This is a genomic window from Pseudomonas sp. S3_B08, from assembly GCF_054667725.1.
Genome location: NZ_CP162750.1, coordinates 119,455 through 135,210 on the forward strand (window position 1 = coordinate 119,455; position 15,756 = coordinate 135,210).

Sequence of the window (15,756 nt, forward strand, 5' to 3'; positions counted from 1 at the left end):
AGGCACGATTGATCATCACCCAGCGAGGTAAGCTCACTTATCGCTCTCCTGTACGGATTTGCTGCAGCAAAGCTGGTGGCAAAGTTTCTGCTCCCTAATAGCGCAAATTGCTCTTTCTAATGCCTCCTCGCGGGCGAGTGATTTTTCGTGAAGGGCTGTGAGGAGTTCGAGTTCTTCTTTCAGGGTCAGCTCTCGTCGATGAGCTGCATCCCGTTGTTCGATCGAATTTCCGTAAGACGAGGTGACGAAGCATTCTTTGTCACGTAACGCATCGAGTAGGGCGGGCGGAGGAGCATAGAGGACAATCGATACTTCGCTCATGCGGCCTCCAATGAGGGACGCATACATCCCACCACAGGCTGCGCGAGCTGGCGATTTTGAGCGATTAGCGTTGCATTGGGTGTCGCTGCCCCACGCAGCTTTTCGTGGGGTATAAGTGCCTCGGCAGTGGCGCTGGAAGAAGCAATAATGCCTGCTGCTGCGCAGCAGAGTCGGTTTTTTACAGGCGTGTCGATCCCGCTGTCATTGCGAAGCAAAGCGGCCTGCACCCATGTGTTGTCCTGTGAGTGCGTCATGCCGCTTTCCTCCGGTGTTCGATAGCGAGTTGATCCATCAGGCGCTGGTGGTAGGTGGTGCGTGCTTCTGCGGCAGACCATGGGCGCATGGTTTCGGGCATTGGATTTACGCCGACCAAGCAATCCCAGATAGCCGGAGCGGTTGGCATGAGATCGCGGCGTTCGGTAGCCAGCGCTATCAGATCGGCCTGGTGAACGCACATAGGGAGTTCTGGGTCTATGTCGAACCGATCACAAATGCGCCACCAGATACTGTCCTCGAAGTGTTGATATGCACTGATCCATTGCTTGAGTGGCCGCGTCATGTCACCCAGGTACGCCTCGGGTGCGTCATGAAGTAAAGCCGCAAGTTTGTGTTCTTCCGGCACTAGCTCGGCGACGATGCAGCTGTGTTGGGCAACGCTGTAAAACTCGCGGGTGTGACCGTTGAAGCGGCACAAATGAGCCAGCGAGTGCGCAATATCTCGCGGATCGATCATTTCGGCGTCCGGCTCAAACAAATCAAAATGCTTGCCGGTATGGGTGAGGATCCAGCTCATGCTGCACCTCTCGATTGCGCGGTGGTGGCAATGGCCTGATCGTCTTGTTGGAAAAAAATGGCAGCTTTCTCTGCATCGTCCGTGCTGAGAGGGATACGGAGAGGCACCATCTCAACCTTTGCATGGCCTGTTATTTCGGCGGGCTTCAGTAATTCCGCCATGGCGAGCGCCTCTTCGCGCAGGGCGAGGGTTTCGCGTTCAAGTTTTTTTCCCGTACGGAACGCGGCGAACGTATCGGCGGCGATGCGGAGTTTTTCGGCGATACCGAGCAGTGTCTGACGTTCAGGATTGCCGATCGTCAACGCTTGCTGAAGGCGTTTGCTGAATTGCGCCAATTGGGCGTGGTCGGCCTTGATGAGGTCGAGGGAGGCTTTTAACTCGCGAATGGTCATGGCGCTTTGTTTCATGTCAGCGGACATGCCGTCGGTACGGCCCATGAAGTAGCCAGCCCAGACTAATAGCCCGGCCAGAATGATTAGGGCGATGAGTGCGCAGATTTGAATTGCAGTCATTTGGTTTGCTCCTAGTTCAGTGTCGGACTGGTGGTGGCAGTCCTTGGAAGAAGGCTTACTCTGTTGGCTCGTCTTGCTGACTCTGCATGTCTTCGTCGGCCTGATAGGCGCGAATATCGATGAGCGATGCAACGTGTCGAATGTGTGCGTACTTGGGCGCTTTCCGACTTGAGTCCAGTGTGGTGATCGGAAGCTGGATCCGACCGCTATTGATTTCCATCACAAACTTTTGCTCGTTTAGGTTGCGGAAATACTTCTCGCGCACGGCCTCCAGCGGAATCAGCACATCACCGAAGGTGCGGTACAGCAGCTCGATGGTCGTGGATTCAGGAGCGGGGCGTAGCCGCAGTGGGGCTTGGGCTGCATTACTCATGGCTTTGTGTGGCCTCCTTGCGTTTGCTTCTTGCTGGATGGTTCCAGGCGTGCAGGCAATGGCGTTTGGTCAATTCCCGCAGATGCTCGGGCACCTCAAGGAGCGCGGCATTGCGCTCCTCTCGTGTCCGCATTGCGATGATCTGTCGGGCGTATTCCCTAGGCCACGTCACGGCGGTCTGCCGGAATTTCAGGTAGGTCGATGCCGAGTTTTTCAGCCAGCCAACGAATGCCGACTTGCTTGACCCGCGTCGACTGGCTGTATTGCACGCCGTACTTTTCGTCATACCAGGTGCCGTCCTTGACCCGCAGATACTCTTTGTCCCTTTTTGGGTAAGCCGGCAGGTTGCCCTTAAGCAGGTCTTTTTCCCGCATGAGTGCAATCAGTTTTGGACGTGTGAGGCCGAGTTTCGAGGCTGCTTGGGCGAGGGTGCGTTCCATGTCGTCCACCTCATGCCGCATGTGCGGCGGGTGTTGCTGCGGCCGCGAGATGGTTGATGGACTCGATAACCATTAGGTAAATCTCGGCATCGGTGTCGCTCACGGTGAAGCATCGGGTGTTGGGGCTTTTATTCCCGATGCTCAGGATGATGGTCGCCCCTCGGCGCGTGTGTGTCCGGTGAATGGCAACGTGCAGGGGGAGATCAAACCCCATGTCGAGGCTCAGCACGCCGCCGGTGCGCACCAGCTCAAGCACACGCTGCTTGTCTTGGGCTTCAAAGCGGCCGTATACGCGGCTGGCATGCGGGAGATGAACCGGGTCGCTGCTATCACTAGGACCGAACGGTCCGTTAGCGATCTCTTCAATGAAGTCGGCCAGCTTAAGGTGAGTTTTCTTGTCGCTTGGAAGGGTCAGCGTGTGACGTTCAGTCCCCAGCTCGACGCTGAATGCGGTCTCAGTTGCGCCCCGTTCTACTTTAAGGCGGAACGCCAGGCACTCGCGCGTGGTAGCGGTTCGTAGGACATGATTGAAGGTCTCGGTCAGGTTGACCTGAGCTTTGAGCAACTGCAGGGTGCGGTTGTCGATTCGGTATTTGCTCATGCCGCGTGCCCTCCACCATTTGGATCAAATGGAGAGCGTTGGGGCTTGGCAATAAGCTTCGGTTTGTTGTTGTGAATGATGACCAAGCAGCCGCTGAAGGACTGCAGCTGCTCGATCATCTTCTTGTTGCTGACGCACGCCGGATGGACGTGGAGGGTTGCTCTGGTTTGCATGATTTCGCCTCGCTCTGCGGTGGTAGAGTGAGGCGAGATTGTTAATCTCAAAGGTGAATCAAGTCAACAAAAAAACAACCTTATAGGTTAATTTTCTGGTCGCGTAGGGATTTACAACCCTCAGGCCGCTGGCTCAGGTTCATCCAAGCCCGTAAGCAGATCATCAGAGAAATCCGTTACCGGATGCGGAATGTCCGCCAAAATCGCGTCGCGGTCACAATGTCTTAAGAAAAAATACAAAGATGAATCGATGATTTTGAGTAGCTTGCTGCCACGATCATAATCTACAAACGGAGGCTGGATTCGTTTGTTAATCTGATGCTGAGTAATATTGTGAAGAAATGCACCAAGATCACCGGAGCGCACGTCATCTGGTCTGTGATGAACTCTCCGAATTCCCTCTAGTAGAGTAGACCTAGAGAGCCCTTGCTCTATATTTTCTAGGTCCGTCTTAAGAAGTAAATGTATGAAGTAAAAAGGGAATGCTAAAGACGGTTTGCCGCTTTGATTGCTTGTTTTTCTTGCGATGTCTACAAAGGATTCAAAGTTTCGAATATGACGGCCTCCATATTCGCCTGCTTTTGTTTCCAATGCTGTAGATAAATGGCCTTCAGTTATAGCTACAATTGACTCTGCCGTTTCAGTGATTCCGGCGGCAATACAACATTGCTTGCAAAGTTCTTGGACTACGCCGACACTATCGAATGACGATTTTATGAGTTTTTCTTTGATTTCAGAAAAGTCGACATTCAATAGCTCTGAACCCTTTTCTATTACTTTTGCAAAGTCCGAGTTTAGCCAGGGTTCGACAGGTACTTCTGTAACACGGTCTAAAAGATCGCCATTGAATTGAACTAGTCTATTCGCCTCGCGCCATATTCCTAGTACGATAAAAATTACACCTAGATCTTGGAATACTCGAAGATCGTATGCTAGTCGCTCTTGGACTTCTAGCGAAAGATAGTGGAAATTTTCGAGGACTATAAACTTATCAATATTTTTTTTTCTTAGAAGCTCTGAAACATCCTGTGCAAGCTCTAGGTTGTACTCAATATATAGTTCTTTAGAAGAGCTACTTTGAGTTGTTTTGTCAGCAGTACCTGCGCCAAGGTTTGCTTCACCCATAAAGGGAACTTTTACTTTGATCCCAGCATTGACATTTGATCCGACCTCGAAGCTGAGGCCCTGAGTGTCACTTTCAAAGTACGTAATGTTTGATTGTCTAAGAATTGATCGGTAGATGTCGATGGCTTGTGTTTGCGGAGAACACTCTACTTTCACATATTCTTCTGGATTCAGATGCTTAAGGGTGAGGGAAGTCTTCCCTTGTTTTGATGAGCCGTAAACGATTACTTGGTTTTTATCTTCCAAGGCAGCGCTGAATAGCTCGTCAACACTCGGTCTCTCTATATAAGATTCTATAAGTTGACTGCGTACGCCAAAAACATCACTTGTCTTGTACTTCATTTGATATCCCTTTCTGAAGTCGGAGTTTGATGATTGTTTACAAGTCTGAAATTTTCCAGCGGGCTCTTCCGCAGATGCTCCACTCTTCAGTCATCCGGATTATTCTTTCCGGCCAATCTGGGTTTAGTGCATACAGAAACTGTTCATTTCCCTCTTGCCTCAACTGTTTAAGCGTCGTGGCTTGATCTCTGGTGCGTTTGGCGGCCACAAAATGGCCAGGTAAAGCCTCGAGTGCAGGGTCGATTACTATCTTGTCCCCTTCTAAAAACTTTGGCTCCATGCTCATACCCTCCACGCGAAGAATGAACGCGCGTGGACCGACAGGGCCAGGTGCATCAATCCACTCTTCAGCATCACGCGGGTCAAAGCTGATATCAGGTTCGCACCATGCTCCGGCAGCGATTGATCCCATCACTGGTAGTTTTCGTCCTGTATGACTAAGTAACGTTGCATTGTCGTATTCGCCTAGCCCATAGGGCATGTCGAGATAACCGTCATGCAGTTGTAGCGCTTTCTCAATTTCACGTGCGATCTGATCGCCGATGCCCTTCGTGGGATTTTTTCCACCGAACGCGCTTACCTGAGCGGGGGCTTTGCCCAAAAGCTCGGCGATGTCAGTCAAGCGCAGTTTTTTTTCTGCCAAGACCCTTCGGAAATTCTGGAGGCGGGTATCTGAAATTTTCATTCGCCGATTCTGGCTGGATTAACCTTGAAGGTGAATGCTCTCTGGGGTATTGCAAAACATAACCCCAAAGGTTAATTTATCGTTTTGGAGGTAAACCCATGAAGCTACGCGACTACATCACCTACTTGGATTCGGAGGAGCTCACGGCTTACGCAACGCGTTGTCGTATTGCCGACAGTTATCTGCGCCTCCATGTCAAATACGCAAGCAAAGACCCGAGTGTTTCATTGATCAAGGCATTAGCCCGTGAAAGCGAAGGGAACGTCTCGCTAGCGGAGGTTTTGGAGCATTTCGGCGTCACCGAAACTGTTCCCGTTAGCGAAGCTGCATAGTCAGAAAAAAGGCGACCAAAAGGTCGCCCAGTTCCTCCCGACACGCACCACCACAGCGCTGTCGGGCCGCGATAGGGGCTGGCGGGCAAACCAAATGCAAAACCGCCCACTCCTATCGCGTTTTCCAAGGCTCGGAAGCTTTGGTGTTGCTGCCTTTTCCACCACAGAGCTGGCAGCTTGTGCGCCAGGGGTGAACAACGGATTGTTCGCCCCGGCACGGTGCCGGTGTTGGTCATAGGGACCTCGCCGGCGTTTGGGCCTATCAAGCCACACGACAAATGTATCACTACTGCTTGTCGTGCGGCACTGGCAACATTCAAGGATTAATGCCATGAGCCGAATCGCTCTGAGTTCTGTAGATCGAGCCCAGCGGGAAGTCCTGCCGCTCGATCTTGCGCTTTATCACGCTGCGCGCGACTACCCAGGCGGCGCCGCTGCTATCGCAGCCACCACTGGCCGCAACGCCACGACGTTGCAGCACAAGCTTTCCCCAACCCACCCAAGCCACACCGTGAACATCCAAGAGTTTGGCGAGATCCTGGAACTGACTAAGGATCGCCGCATTTTGGATGCGGTGCATGCGCTGGTCGGCGACACGACTTGGCAGGAACTGGCTGAGGCCTACACCAACGACATGCCCGAGACATTGACGACCGGCATCGCGGAGTACTTCCGGCGTGTGGCGGATTTGGCCGAGACCTGGGCTAAGAGCATCGGTGACGGCGTCGTCACCGACCAAGAACTGGCGGCGATTCGTCTGCAGGTGTTCCGTGGGATTCAGGGGCTGCTCGGATTGTTCAACCGCGCCACCTACGTCAACCAAACGACGCGAGGTGCTGACCATGGCTGACATCGCTGACTTCGCTAATGATCTGATTCTGGAGCGTGTCGACCAAGCGCTCGCAGCACGTCGAATCGCCGCCAAACCTGCCTTGGCGGCGCACTCGTTTCTGTTCTGCGAAGAGTGCGATGAGCCAATTCCGGAAGCGCGCCGTGTGGCGCAGCTTGGCTGCACGCATTGTGTGGATTGTCTTTCCCTCGCGGAATTGAAGGGAGCTCGTCATGCTCGATGAAGTATTGGCGCAGTTCGCGGACTATGGCCTTTTACCAGCGCAGCCGCTGGTCTTCGGTAAGCTCACTCGGTGCAAGACGACGCAGGATAAGGGCACCGAGAAAAACGGCTGGTATGTCGCCCATGAACATCGCACCGAGAAAGGCGAGACGCTTATTTTCGGCTCATTCGGCGATTGGCGTTCGGGCGAAACGCAGAAGATCAAGGTTAAGGCCGGTCGGATGTCTCCCGAAGAACGCGAGGTTATGCGCGCCCGTCAGGAGGAGGGCAAACGTCGTGCTGCTGAGGTGGCAGCCAATGCGGCGCGCCGTGCGGCGAAGCGTGCGGACGGCTTATTCCAGCGCATGCCGGAGAAGGGTCGCAGCGAGTATCTGGACCGCAAGCAGATTGTCGGTTTCCGAGTTCGCTACGCGCCGCGCTCAGGTGCAGTCTTGGTTCCTATGAGCAATGCGCGGGACGAAATCGTCGGGCTTCAGGTGATTTACCCCAGCAAACAGGAAGACACCGGTCGGGACAAGTCTTACTGGCCCTACGGGATGTCGAAAGAGGGTGCTTTCCACCTTATCGGGCCGGATGCTGAGCCAGGTGATCCAGTGCTGGTATGTGAGGGCTACGCCACCGGCGCCAGCCTGCACATGGCGACTTCGCTGACCGTGGCGGTGGCATTCGACGCGGGTAACCTGCTGGCCGTGTGTAAGGCCATGCGCGAGCGGTTTGCCGGTTGCACTCTGATCATTTGCAGGGACGATGACTGGAAGACCACGAAGCCAAACGGCGACGCCTGGAACCCTGGTGAAGAGAAGGCCAATAACGCGGCACTGATCGTCGGTGGCCAAGTGGTTGCGCCGATCTTTTCCAGTGAGCGGGAAGTGAAGTGGACCGACTTCAACGATCTGCATGTCGCCGAGGGTTTGGAGGCGGTGCGCCGTCAGGTATTGGCCGTGGTCAAGCCACCGGCTGCAGGTGGTTGGAAAGATCTACTAGCTCGCAGTGATAGCGGCGCTCTGATCGCACACATGCAGAACGTTGAATTGATACTGGCCAATGATCCACGTTGGGCTGGGGTCATCAGCTACAGCGCCTTCAGTTCGAAGCTCGTCAAGCTACGTGCGGCGCCTTATGGCGGCGGCACGGGTGACTGGGCGGACATCGATGACGTGCGGGTAATGAAGTGGCTCGCGCAGCAATACAACCTTCGGGTCAAGGCGTCCCATGTGATCGAGGCGGTCAGTGTGGTCGCACATGATCATGCGTTTCATCCGGTGCGACAGTACCTGCGCAAGCTTGAATGGGATCGCGTGCCTCGTCTAGAAAGCTGGCTCACCGATGTCATGGGTGTGAAGGCCACCGACTACTCGTCCAAGGTTGGCAAGCGCTGGATGTTGTCGGCCGTGGCGCGAGTGATGAAGCCTGGCTGCAAGGCTGACTCGGTGATGATCCTTGAGGGGGCACAGGGCGCCGGTAAGTCGACGGCGATGAGCATTCTCGGCGGCGAGTGGTTCATGGATACGCCGTTCGCGCTGGGCGACAAGGACGGCTTTCAGGCGATCAGGGGCAAGTGGATTGTTGAGCTGGGCGAGCTGGACAGCTTCAACAAGGCCGAGAGTACCAAGGCCAAGCAGTTTTTCTCGGCGTCCACGGACACTTATCGCGAGAGCTACGGCCGTAGAACAATGGACGTGCCACGCCAGTGTGTTTTCGTAGGTACAACGAACCAGGACGAGTACCTCAAAGATGCCACCGGTAACCGCCGTTACTGGCCGGTGGCGTGTACCAAAGTGGATCTGGAGTTGTTGCGCTCAATCCGCGATCAGCTGTGGGCCGAGGCGGTGTTCTGCTACGACGCGGGCGACCTTTGGTGGGTAACGCTGGATGAGGCGGCATTGTTCGCGGAGGAGCAGGACGAGCGCTTCGTAGTGGACGAATGGGAAACACCAATCTTGACCTGGTTAGAAGAGTCGCAGATTGGTGAGACCACGACCGGCAGCGAGGTTCTGACTCAGGCACTCAAGCTCGACCCGGGACATTGGGGTAAGCCGGAGCAAATGCGTGTCGGTGCAATCCTGCATCGGTTGGGCTGGAGACGTTTCCGGCTCGGTGCAATGACCAAGAGTCGGCAGCGGTTGTGGGGCTACAAAAAACCAGCGGACTGGGGGAAGGTGCCTGCCTTGGAATTAGAAGCTTCAGAGGAGCCTTGTTTCGGTGATTAAGGAGATCGATTCGCTGCTTCGGTTGTGGGCGCAGGAGCTGCATTCCGAACATTCGAAAGGGGGGCTTGCTGGGGGGAACATGGTTGCCATGATGATGGAGAGCAATGGGCAACTGATTCGTGGACGGCGGGCCTTTCGTGCGCCGCTGGAGAGTTCTCTCGACATCGAGCTGATCGTTAACAAGCATCTTCCGCCTGAGCTGGTGACGGTTGTGCGGGAGCATTACTGCACGCTCGATGTTGATATGCGCTTGCGGTACGCGCACTGCGGTTGTGGCCGTGACACGTACTACCAGCGCCTGCATGAGGCACACCTGCAGATCTTCGGCGTGATGATGGGGATGGCTGCGTGACCCCAGGCTTTCGTCCGGCTGTTGCTGTCCCACCGGCCCGCCTTGTCCCACTATGTTTAGACGTAGTGGGACAGGTGCGGGCCTTGTCTTTGCTGGGCTGTCCCACCGTCCCACCTTGCAACGTCACCCGCCCGCATATGCGTAGCAGACACAATGCGCGCGCTTCACGCGCCAGCGTGTTTATAAATTTCTCTCTTTACACGAGAAAATAGATAAATAAGTAGGACGGTGGGGCTAAGCCCCGAACCTAGGCGCTCTCAGGCGTCCCACCTCAATTCTAAAAGGTGGGACAGATGGGACGCCGCCGAAACAACAGAATGCCGTGGTGAGTTATTCGCTTACATTCGCTAGACGTTCACCCCACATTGACCACTTATTCACCGGGTGGCATTAAACCGGGGTTGCTGCCACCGGAATCGCCCTGTAAAAAGTAGTCATCTTCGATAGGTGCGACCGCAGAGAGCGGCACGTACCAACCACCAAACCCGGCCATTGCGCCGGGTTTTTGCGTTTAGGGGTTGGCGATGACAAGCGAGCAGCAAGCACTGGCAGAAATGCCGATCTGGTTAGTGATCGTCCTGGCTCTGGTCGGTGGCGTATCGGGAGAGATGTGGCGGGCCGATAAAGACGGGGCGCGAGGCTGGGCATTGTTGCGCAGGCTGGCACTTCGGTCTGGTGCCTGCATTGTCTGCGGGGTGTCAGCGATGATGCTGATGATCGCCGCCGGCATGACGATCTGGACGGCGGGCGCCTTGGGTTGCCTGACGGCGATGGCCGGCGCGGACGTAGCCATTGGGTTGTACGAACGATGGGCCGCCAAGCGATTGGGCGTGTGCGAAGTTCCGCCGAATGGGGGCGGGCCAGCCTGAAACCGCCGGGGACCCTGGGGTTATTCGGCGGGTACGGGGTCGGAAACCCGCGGGATCTTGCGACTGGCTGTTTTTTCCACGTTGGTTGACAGAGGTTGACAGAGGTTGACGGCCCTAGGTTGACAGGAGGTTTACATGACCGTTTTGAGCCGAACGGAATACGCGGCCAGCAAAGGTTGGTCCCGCCAGTACGTCGGCAAACTGGCCAAGCAAGGCCGATTGATTTACGCCTCGGATGGCAAGATCGATGTTGAAGCCACCGATCAATATTTAGAAATGACGGGCGATCCAGCACGCAGCAATTCGGGTACCCGAATCGCACCGGTCGCCGCTACATCGGTCCAGCAGCCATGGATCGCTCCCGCGCTTCCCACTTCCGCCCCTCAAGCTGCGCCGGACTATCACCAGGCTAAAACACGGTTGGCTCTTGCGCAGGCTGAGAGGGCGGAAGCTGACCTCCAAAAGATCACCGGTGAGTTGGTTGATAGGGAAGTCGTCGACCAAGCTGCTTTTGCGACTGGGCGCATGACTCGCGATTTGTTACTGAGCTTGCCACCCAAACTTGCCCCCGTGTTGTCGGCTATGACCAGCACCTGGGACATTGAAAAACACTTACTTGGTGAGATCCGCCAGGCGCTTGAAGAGGCTGAGCGCCTTTCAGCCGAAGACTTTAGTCACGCTTTAACCCCCGGAAACTGATCATATGGATGCCAAACTTGCAGACGGCGCCGAGGTTTACCGGGCGGCGTATTTTCGTGGCCTGCGCCCAGAGCCTGAGCTGTGGGTCGATCAATGGGCTGACGAGTACATGCGCATTCCGCGCGATACGGGTGCTGCTGAACCTGGACGGTACCGCACCTCCCGGACCCCTTATGCTCGCGAGCCTATGCGTTGCCTGTCACCGGCACATCGCAGCAAACGTGTAGTGACTATGGTGGCCTCGCAGCTAATGAAAACCCAGATTGCGCTGAACTGGATCGGTGGGCTGATCCACATGGCACCGTCAAATATCCTGACCTTGCTGCCAAGCTTAGGCCTGGCCAAACGTGTGTCGTCGCGGATCGGAAAGACCATCAAGGCCACGCCTGTTTTACGTGACCGCATCGCGACCGGGCGTGATGCGGTCAACACGATGGACACCAAGGAGTTTGAAGGCGGATCACTGTATGTCACCACAGCAGGCTCTGCTGCTAACTTGTCAGAGTTGTCGGCGCGCTACATTTACGGCGATGAAATTGACCGCTGGGAAGTCGACATCGGTGAGGAGGGGGACCCCATCGAATTGGCGGAGACGCGAGCGAGTACTTTCGGTCGCAACGCTAAGTTTTACTTCTCCAGTTCGCCAACCATCAAAGGCGCTTCGCGGATTGCGGATCTCTTTGAAGGTAGCGACCAGCGTCACTACTACGTGCCCTGTCCAGACTGCGGTCATATGCAGGTACTGGAATGGGAGCGTCTTCACTACAGCGACGATTTCAGCACCGTGCATTACGAGTGCGCTGGAGCCGAATGTGATGTGCTGATTGAGGAACACCATAAAGGTGAAATGCTCGCCAAAGGCGAATGGCGTGCGCACGCTGAGGGCGATGGCGAGACGGTAGGGTTCCACCTTAACGCACTCTATTCACCGCCCGGCTGGATGGACTGGCGCACCTTGGCCATGCAGTTTGAGAAGGCAAAAATCGCTCAAAATAAAGGCGATCTCGAACCCATGCAGGTGTTCTACAACACTCGATTGGCCAAGGTTTGGGACAGTGCGCAAGAGCAAACCAAGGCCGAAGTGCTGATCGCTCGGGCGCGTCTCGAAACCTACACTCTCGGTACGATGCCGGTCAGTGTGCTGATGCTTACCGGCGCTGTTGACGTTCAGGCTAACCGTTTGGAACTGATGGTGATGGGCTTCGGCGTCGGCATGGAACGCTGGGTTGTAGATCACCAGATCATCTGGGGCGACCCGGCCGACGAGCGCACCTGGGCCGTGTTGGACGAGAAACTCAAGGCCCGATATCGGCATCCCTGCGGCGTCGGTTTGGCGATTCTCGCCACTGGCGTTGACTCCGGCGGTCACCACACCGACGAGGTTTACCAGTTCTGCCGCGTCCGTCGCTGGCGCAATATCTTCGCTATCAAGGGCGCGAGCAAGCCGGGTAGACCGGTGATCGCTCAGCGACCGTCCATGGTTGATGTGACCTGGAAGGGACAAACCGAACGCAACGGCGCAGAGCTTTGGTTTGTGGGCACCGATACAGCCAAAGACTGGATCTACAATCGCTATCCGTTCCCGGATGGGCCTGGATCGTTGCACTTTGCCAACGATTTACCCGATGAGTTTTTCGCCCAGTGCGTTGCGGAGCGCAAGGTCGCTCGTTACGTGCGCGGCCACAAACGCATCGAGTGGATCAAGGGTAAAGCAGAGCGTAACGAAGCCCTCGATCTTATGGTGTATTGCTTGGCGATGGCGCATTACATGGGCATCAACCGTTATCAAGAAAATGACTGGGAGCGCGTGCGACATTCCTTGGCGCAATCCGGTTTGTTTGATGACGCACCGGTTCCCAAGCCTGTTCAAGACGGATGTGTTACCACGGCAGCTCCACCAGCGAGAGTCGTCGCTTCCGCTAGATCCGCACCTCAACCGGCTGCACCGGTCGCGACATCGCGACCAGTAGCGGCACCCCCTCAACGCCGCAGCTCTACCAGCGGCTATCTGAAGAGACGCTGATATGTCCTTTACAAAAAAGCACCTCGACGCGGTTGAGGCGGCCATTGCTCGCGGGGAGAAAACTGTGCGCTACACCGACCGTACCGTGGAATACCGCACGGTCGATGAACTGCTCAAGGCGCGCGAGGAAATACGCTCCTCGTTGGCAAGTGCAGCTGGGCCACGTTCGCGCGTGGTCCGGCTGTACCATGCTGGGAAGGGGGTCTGATGGCCCGACAGTTTCCAACGCTGACCCGTAACGGATTTGTCTTGCCGTCCAACATCAAGGCCAGTTACGAAGGCGCCGGGGAAGGGCGCCGTTCCACTGGCTGGGATGCACCCGACAATGGGATCAACAGCATCAACACTCCTGCTCTGCGCAATCTGCGGTCGCGCTCCCGGGCAGCGGTTCGCAATGACCCGTATGCCTTCAACGTCATTGACAAGCGCGTCAGCAACCTCATCGGCACCGGCATCACCCCTCGACCCACAACCGACGATGATGCTTTGCGCAAGCTTCTGCAGGAGCTGTGGGGGGATTGGGTCGATGAGTCGGACGCGGATGATCGCACCGACTTTTACGGCCAGCAGGCACTGGTGGCGCGCACGGTTGAAACCTCGGGCGAGTGCTTCGTACGGTTGCGTCCGCGCGGTCTGGATGAAGGCTTGGCCGTTCCGCTGCAGCTGCAGATCCTCGCACCGGAATTTGTGCCGCACGACAAATTCGAGACCACCAAAAACGGCAACGTGATTCGCGCTGGCATCGAGTTCACCCCCGGCGGCAAGCGGGTGGCGTACTGGATGTACCTGTCCCATCCGCGCGATGCAGCCTCGCTGAACGCCGGTTACAACCAGTTGGTGCGCGTCCCCGCCGCTCAAGTGCTGCACATCTTCGAACCGGTGGAGCCTGGACAGTTGCGGGGTGTGCCACGATTGTCGCCGGTGCTCAAACGCCTGCGCAGTCTGGACAACTACGACGACGCGGTGCTGTTCCGGCAGGAAGTGGCCAACCTGTTTGCTGGTTTCATCAAGCGTCCGGCGCCGGACTCGGGGCCACTTCCCAGAGATCCGGTGACCGGTCAGCCGCTCGATCTGGACCGTGATGGCTTCACGCCAATGGTTGCGCTCGAACCCGGCACCATGCAGGAACTGGGGGCAGGCGAGGAGGTTGAGTTCTCCAAACCGCCCGACGCCGGCAACAACTACCCGGACTTCATGCGGCAGCAACTGATGGCTGCTGCAGCAGGGTCGGGCACGCCTTACGAGATCCTCACGGGCGACATGCGCGGCATCAACGACCGTGCGCTTCGGGTGGTGCTCAATGAGTTTCGCCGCCGCCTGGAACAACTGCAATTCAGCGTGTACGTGCATCAGCTCTGCCGTCCTGTACGGGCGGCGTGGATGGACATGGCGGTGCTGTCTGGCGTCCTGGTGCTGGACGATTACGCACAGAAACGCCGCCAGTACCTGCGTACCCGATGGGTGCCACAAGGCTGGGCCTACATCCAGCCAGTGCAGGACGTGCAGGCACGCCGGATGGAAGTACAGGCCGGCTTTTCCTCTCGCAGTGAGATGGTGCTGCGCACCGGCTACGACGCCGAAACTGTCGATCTGGAAAACGCCGCCGATTTGGCACGGGCCACAAAACTGGGCCTCAACTACAACACCCTTGATGCCGTCGAAGACACCGACGACAAGGAGCAACCATGAGCAAAAGCGCGAAACCGCGTATTTACAATCGCGCCGGCAAGCGCGTCGAGGTTCAGGACAAAACCTGGTACGCCCTGCAGGCCAGCGGAGAGGCCACCGAGCGAGTGATCGAGGTTTTCGTCTATGGCGAGATCGGCGCGTGGGGCATCACTGCCAATCAGTTCGTGCAGGATCTGCGCGCCATGGATGATGGTGTGTCACCGGTGATCGCTGCGTTCAACAGTATCGGCGGCGACCTGTTTGACGGTCTGGCCATGCACAACGCGCTGTCGCGTCTGGGCGCGCGTTGCACTGGACGAATCGATGCGCTTGCTGCCAGTGCCGCGAGTGTCGCCGTATGCGGTGCACACCGCGTAGTCATCGCGGCGAACGCCATGTTGATGATTCACAACCCATATACGTATGCAGGCGGTGGCGCTGAGGACTTCCGCCGGGTCGCTGATGTATTGGATCAAACCTTGGAGGCGATCATTGCGGCCTATAAAGCCAAGGCGCCCGACATCGATGACGTCGAACTGCGGCGAATGGTTGATGCTGAAACCTGGTTGACTGCTAACGAAGCGGTGGCTCTTGGTCTTGCAGACGAAGTCGGCGACGGCATCAAGGTCAAAGCCTGTCTCGGTCAAGGCGCGGTGTTGCAACGGTTCCAGCACGCTCCGGTTGAGTTGGTGGCGCAACTCGACGAACCACCTGAACCGGATCCTGAACTGGAACCTGTGGATCCACCACTGGTGCCGCCTGTAGTCGACTCGGCCAAGTTGGCACTGATGATCACTCAGCGCTGCACGGCGGCGGGCATCAGCAACCTGATCGAGCCGCTGCTCAATTCCACCCAGCTCGAAAGCGAGGAAATCGTTCTCGCCGGCCTGGCACGCGCCAAGGCGGTGAACGACCTCTGCGTGGCCGCGCGTCTGCCGGAATTCAGCGCCGAATATGTCGCGGCCGGTCTGGATGCGGCGGCGGTGCGGGCACGTCTGTTCGACAAGATGGTCACCAGCGGTAAGGGCTTTGAAATCGACAACAGTCTTCCGCTGGCGGACGATCCGGCACCCAAGGTCCTGGCCAAACAACCTGACCCCAACTCGATTTGGGCTGCTCGCCAAGCGGCACAAACTGGAACCGCGCGCGGCGCGAAAGGAGCATGA

At 56.6% G+C, this 15,756-nt stretch carries 19 protein-coding genes; 11 read left to right on the forward strand and 8 right to left on the reverse strand.

The window, feature by feature from the left end; genetic code table 11:
- Nucleotides 1-33: 33 nt before the first annotated feature.
- The 8 genes from AB4N73_RS00510 to AB4N73_RS00545 all read right to left on the reverse strand — a co-directional run bounded on the left by AB4N73_RS00510 (nt 34) and on the right by AB4N73_RS00545 (nt 5,365).
- Entirely contained in the window at nt 34-321 is a 288-nt protein-coding gene (locus AB4N73_RS00510; protein WP_150687736.1) for a hypothetical protein, read from the reverse strand.
- Nucleotides 322-571: 250 nt separating this feature from the next.
- Entirely contained in the window at nt 572-1,114 is a 543-nt protein-coding gene (locus AB4N73_RS00515) for a phosphohydrolase (protein ID WP_460142786.1), read from the reverse strand.
- Nucleotides 1,111-1,626: a hypothetical protein gene (locus AB4N73_RS00520; protein ID WP_460142787.1), complete on the reverse strand. Its 516-nt coding sequence runs from the start codon at nt 1,624-1,626 to the stop codon at nt 1,111-1,113. Before AB4N73_RS00520 ends, AB4N73_RS00515 begins: the two co-directional genes overlap by 4 nt.
- A gap of 55 nt (nt 1,627-1,681) precedes the next feature.
- Nucleotides 1,682-1,999, reverse strand: a complete 318-nt coding sequence (locus AB4N73_RS00525) for a pyocin activator PrtN family protein (RefSeq protein WP_460142788.1) — start codon at nt 1,997-1,999, stop codon at nt 1,682-1,684.
- Between the two features lie 158 nt (nt 2,000-2,157).
- Complete coding sequence (locus tag AB4N73_RS00530; protein WP_460142789.1) at nt 2,158-2,439, reverse strand: phage antirepressor KilAC domain-containing protein; 282 nt, start codon at nt 2,437-2,439, stop codon at nt 2,158-2,160.
- Between the two features lie 10 nt (nt 2,440-2,449).
- On the reverse strand, nt 2,450-3,040 hold the full coding sequence (locus tag AB4N73_RS00535; protein ID WP_460142790.1) for a hypothetical protein: 591 nt from the start codon (nt 3,038-3,040) through the stop codon (nt 2,450-2,452).
- A gap of 293 nt (nt 3,041-3,333) precedes the next feature.
- Nucleotides 3,334-4,680: a hypothetical protein gene (locus tag AB4N73_RS00540; protein WP_460142791.1), complete on the reverse strand. Its 1,347-nt coding sequence runs from the start codon at nt 4,678-4,680 to the stop codon at nt 3,334-3,336.
- A 37-nt stretch (nt 4,681-4,717) separates the two neighbouring features.
- Nucleotides 4,718-5,365, reverse strand: coding sequence for a LexA family protein (locus AB4N73_RS00545; RefSeq protein WP_460142792.1), 648 nt, complete (start codon nt 5,363-5,365; stop codon nt 4,718-4,720).
- Between the two features lie 98 nt (nt 5,366-5,463).
- Here AB4N73_RS00545 and AB4N73_RS00550 point away from each other — a divergent pair, with 98 nt between their 5' ends.
- From AB4N73_RS00550 to AB4N73_RS00600, 11 genes are all read left to right on the forward strand, one after another.
- Nucleotides 5,464-5,697: a hypothetical protein gene (locus AB4N73_RS00550; RefSeq protein WP_460142793.1), complete on the forward strand. Its 234-nt coding sequence runs from the start codon at nt 5,464-5,466 to the stop codon at nt 5,695-5,697.
- Nucleotides 5,698-6,028: 331 nt separating this feature from the next.
- The gene (locus AB4N73_RS00555) at nt 6,029-6,547 is read left to right on the forward strand and encodes a phage regulatory CII family protein (protein ID WP_460142794.1); all 519 of its coding nucleotides are present in this window, start codon (nt 6,029-6,031) and stop codon (nt 6,545-6,547) included.
- Nucleotides 6,540-6,770 carry a TraR/DksA family transcriptional regulator gene (locus AB4N73_RS00560; RefSeq protein WP_460142795.1) on the forward strand — a complete coding sequence of 77 codons (231 nt, stop codon included), beginning with the start codon at nt 6,540-6,542 and terminating at the stop codon, nt 6,768-6,770. The genes AB4N73_RS00555 and AB4N73_RS00560 overlap by 8 nt, the downstream gene beginning before the upstream one ends.
- Nucleotides 6,760-8,979, forward strand: coding sequence for a VapE domain-containing protein (locus AB4N73_RS00565; protein WP_460142796.1), 2,220 nt, complete (start codon nt 6,760-6,762; stop codon nt 8,977-8,979). Before AB4N73_RS00560 ends, AB4N73_RS00565 begins: the two co-directional genes overlap by 11 nt.
- Nucleotides 8,972-9,331: a PA0613 family protein gene (locus AB4N73_RS00570; RefSeq protein WP_038362361.1), complete on the forward strand. Its 360-nt coding sequence runs from the start codon at nt 8,972-8,974 to the stop codon at nt 9,329-9,331. The genes AB4N73_RS00565 and AB4N73_RS00570 overlap by 8 nt, the downstream gene beginning before the upstream one ends.
- Before the next feature lie 524 nt (nt 9,332-9,855).
- Nucleotides 9,856-10,200, forward strand: a complete 345-nt coding sequence (locus tag AB4N73_RS00575; protein ID WP_186633590.1) for a phage holin family protein — start codon at nt 9,856-9,858, stop codon at nt 10,198-10,200.
- A gap of 135 nt (nt 10,201-10,335) precedes the next feature.
- Nucleotides 10,336-10,899, forward strand: coding sequence for a hypothetical protein (locus AB4N73_RS00580; RefSeq protein ID WP_201135556.1), 564 nt, complete (start codon nt 10,336-10,338; stop codon nt 10,897-10,899).
- Nucleotides 10,900-10,903: 4 nt separating this feature from the next.
- A complete protein-coding gene (locus tag AB4N73_RS00585; RefSeq protein WP_460142797.1) occupies nt 10,904-12,922 on the forward strand; it encodes a phage terminase large subunit family protein in 2,019 nt (672 codons plus the stop codon).
- Nucleotide 12,923: 1 nt separating this feature from the next.
- Entirely contained in the window at nt 12,924-13,130 is a 207-nt protein-coding gene (locus AB4N73_RS00590) for a phage head-tail joining protein (protein ID WP_008087653.1), read from the forward strand.
- A complete protein-coding gene (locus tag AB4N73_RS00595; RefSeq protein WP_401216877.1) occupies nt 13,130-14,611 on the forward strand; it encodes a phage portal protein in 1,482 nt (493 codons plus the stop codon). The genes AB4N73_RS00590 and AB4N73_RS00595 overlap by 1 nt, the downstream gene beginning before the upstream one ends.
- A complete protein-coding gene (locus AB4N73_RS00600) occupies nt 14,608-15,756 on the forward strand; it encodes a head maturation protease, ClpP-related (protein WP_460142798.1) in 1,149 nt (382 codons plus the stop codon). The genes AB4N73_RS00595 and AB4N73_RS00600 overlap by 4 nt, the downstream gene beginning before the upstream one ends.

Coding starts and splice junctions, on each gene's coding strand:
- AB4N73_RS00510 (WP_150687736.1), bottom strand. CDS start 321: ATGAGCGAAGTATCGATTGTCCTCTATGCTCCTCCGCCCGCCCTACTC.
- AB4N73_RS00515 (WP_460142786.1), bottom strand. CDS start 1,114: ATGAGCTGGATCCTCACCCATACCGGCAAGCATTTTGATTTGTTTGAG.
- AB4N73_RS00520 (WP_460142787.1), bottom strand. CDS start 1,626: ATGACTGCAATTCAAATCTGCGCACTCATCGCCCTAATCATTCTGGCC.
- AB4N73_RS00525 (WP_460142788.1), bottom strand. CDS start 1,999: ATGAGTAATGCAGCCCAAGCCCCACTGCGGCTACGCCCCGCTCCTGAA.
- AB4N73_RS00530 (WP_460142789.1), bottom strand. CDS start 2,439: ATGGAACGCACCCTCGCCCAAGCAGCCTCGAAACTCGGCCTCACACGT.
- AB4N73_RS00535 (WP_460142790.1), bottom strand. CDS start 3,040: ATGAGCAAATACCGAATCGACAACCGCACCCTGCAGTTGCTCAAAGCT.
- AB4N73_RS00540 (WP_460142791.1), bottom strand. CDS start 4,680: ATGAAGTACAAGACAAGTGATGTTTTTGGCGTACGCAGTCAACTTATA.
- AB4N73_RS00545 (WP_460142792.1), bottom strand. CDS start 5,365: ATGAAAATTTCAGATACCCGCCTCCAGAATTTCCGAAGGGTCTTGGCA.
- AB4N73_RS00550 (WP_460142793.1), top strand. CDS start 5,464: ATGAAGCTACGCGACTACATCACCTACTTGGATTCGGAGGAGCTCACG.
- AB4N73_RS00555 (WP_460142794.1), top strand. CDS start 6,029: ATGAGCCGAATCGCTCTGAGTTCTGTAGATCGAGCCCAGCGGGAAGTC.
- AB4N73_RS00560 (WP_460142795.1), top strand. CDS start 6,540: ATGGCTGACATCGCTGACTTCGCTAATGATCTGATTCTGGAGCGTGTC.
- AB4N73_RS00565 (WP_460142796.1), top strand. CDS start 6,760: ATGCTCGATGAAGTATTGGCGCAGTTCGCGGACTATGGCCTTTTACCA.
- AB4N73_RS00575 (WP_186633590.1), top strand. CDS start 9,856: ATGACAAGCGAGCAGCAAGCACTGGCAGAAATGCCGATCTGGTTAGTG.
- AB4N73_RS00580 (WP_201135556.1), top strand. CDS start 10,336: ATGACCGTTTTGAGCCGAACGGAATACGCGGCCAGCAAAGGTTGGTCC.
- AB4N73_RS00585 (WP_460142797.1), top strand. CDS start 10,904: ATGGATGCCAAACTTGCAGACGGCGCCGAGGTTTACCGGGCGGCGTAT.
- AB4N73_RS00590 (WP_008087653.1), top strand. CDS start 12,924: ATGTCCTTTACAAAAAAGCACCTCGACGCGGTTGAGGCGGCCATTGCT.
- AB4N73_RS00595 (WP_401216877.1), top strand. CDS start 13,130: ATGGCCCGACAGTTTCCAACGCTGACCCGTAACGGATTTGTCTTGCCG.
- AB4N73_RS00600 (WP_460142798.1), top strand. CDS start 14,608: ATGAGCAAAAGCGCGAAACCGCGTATTTACAATCGCGCCGGCAAGCGC.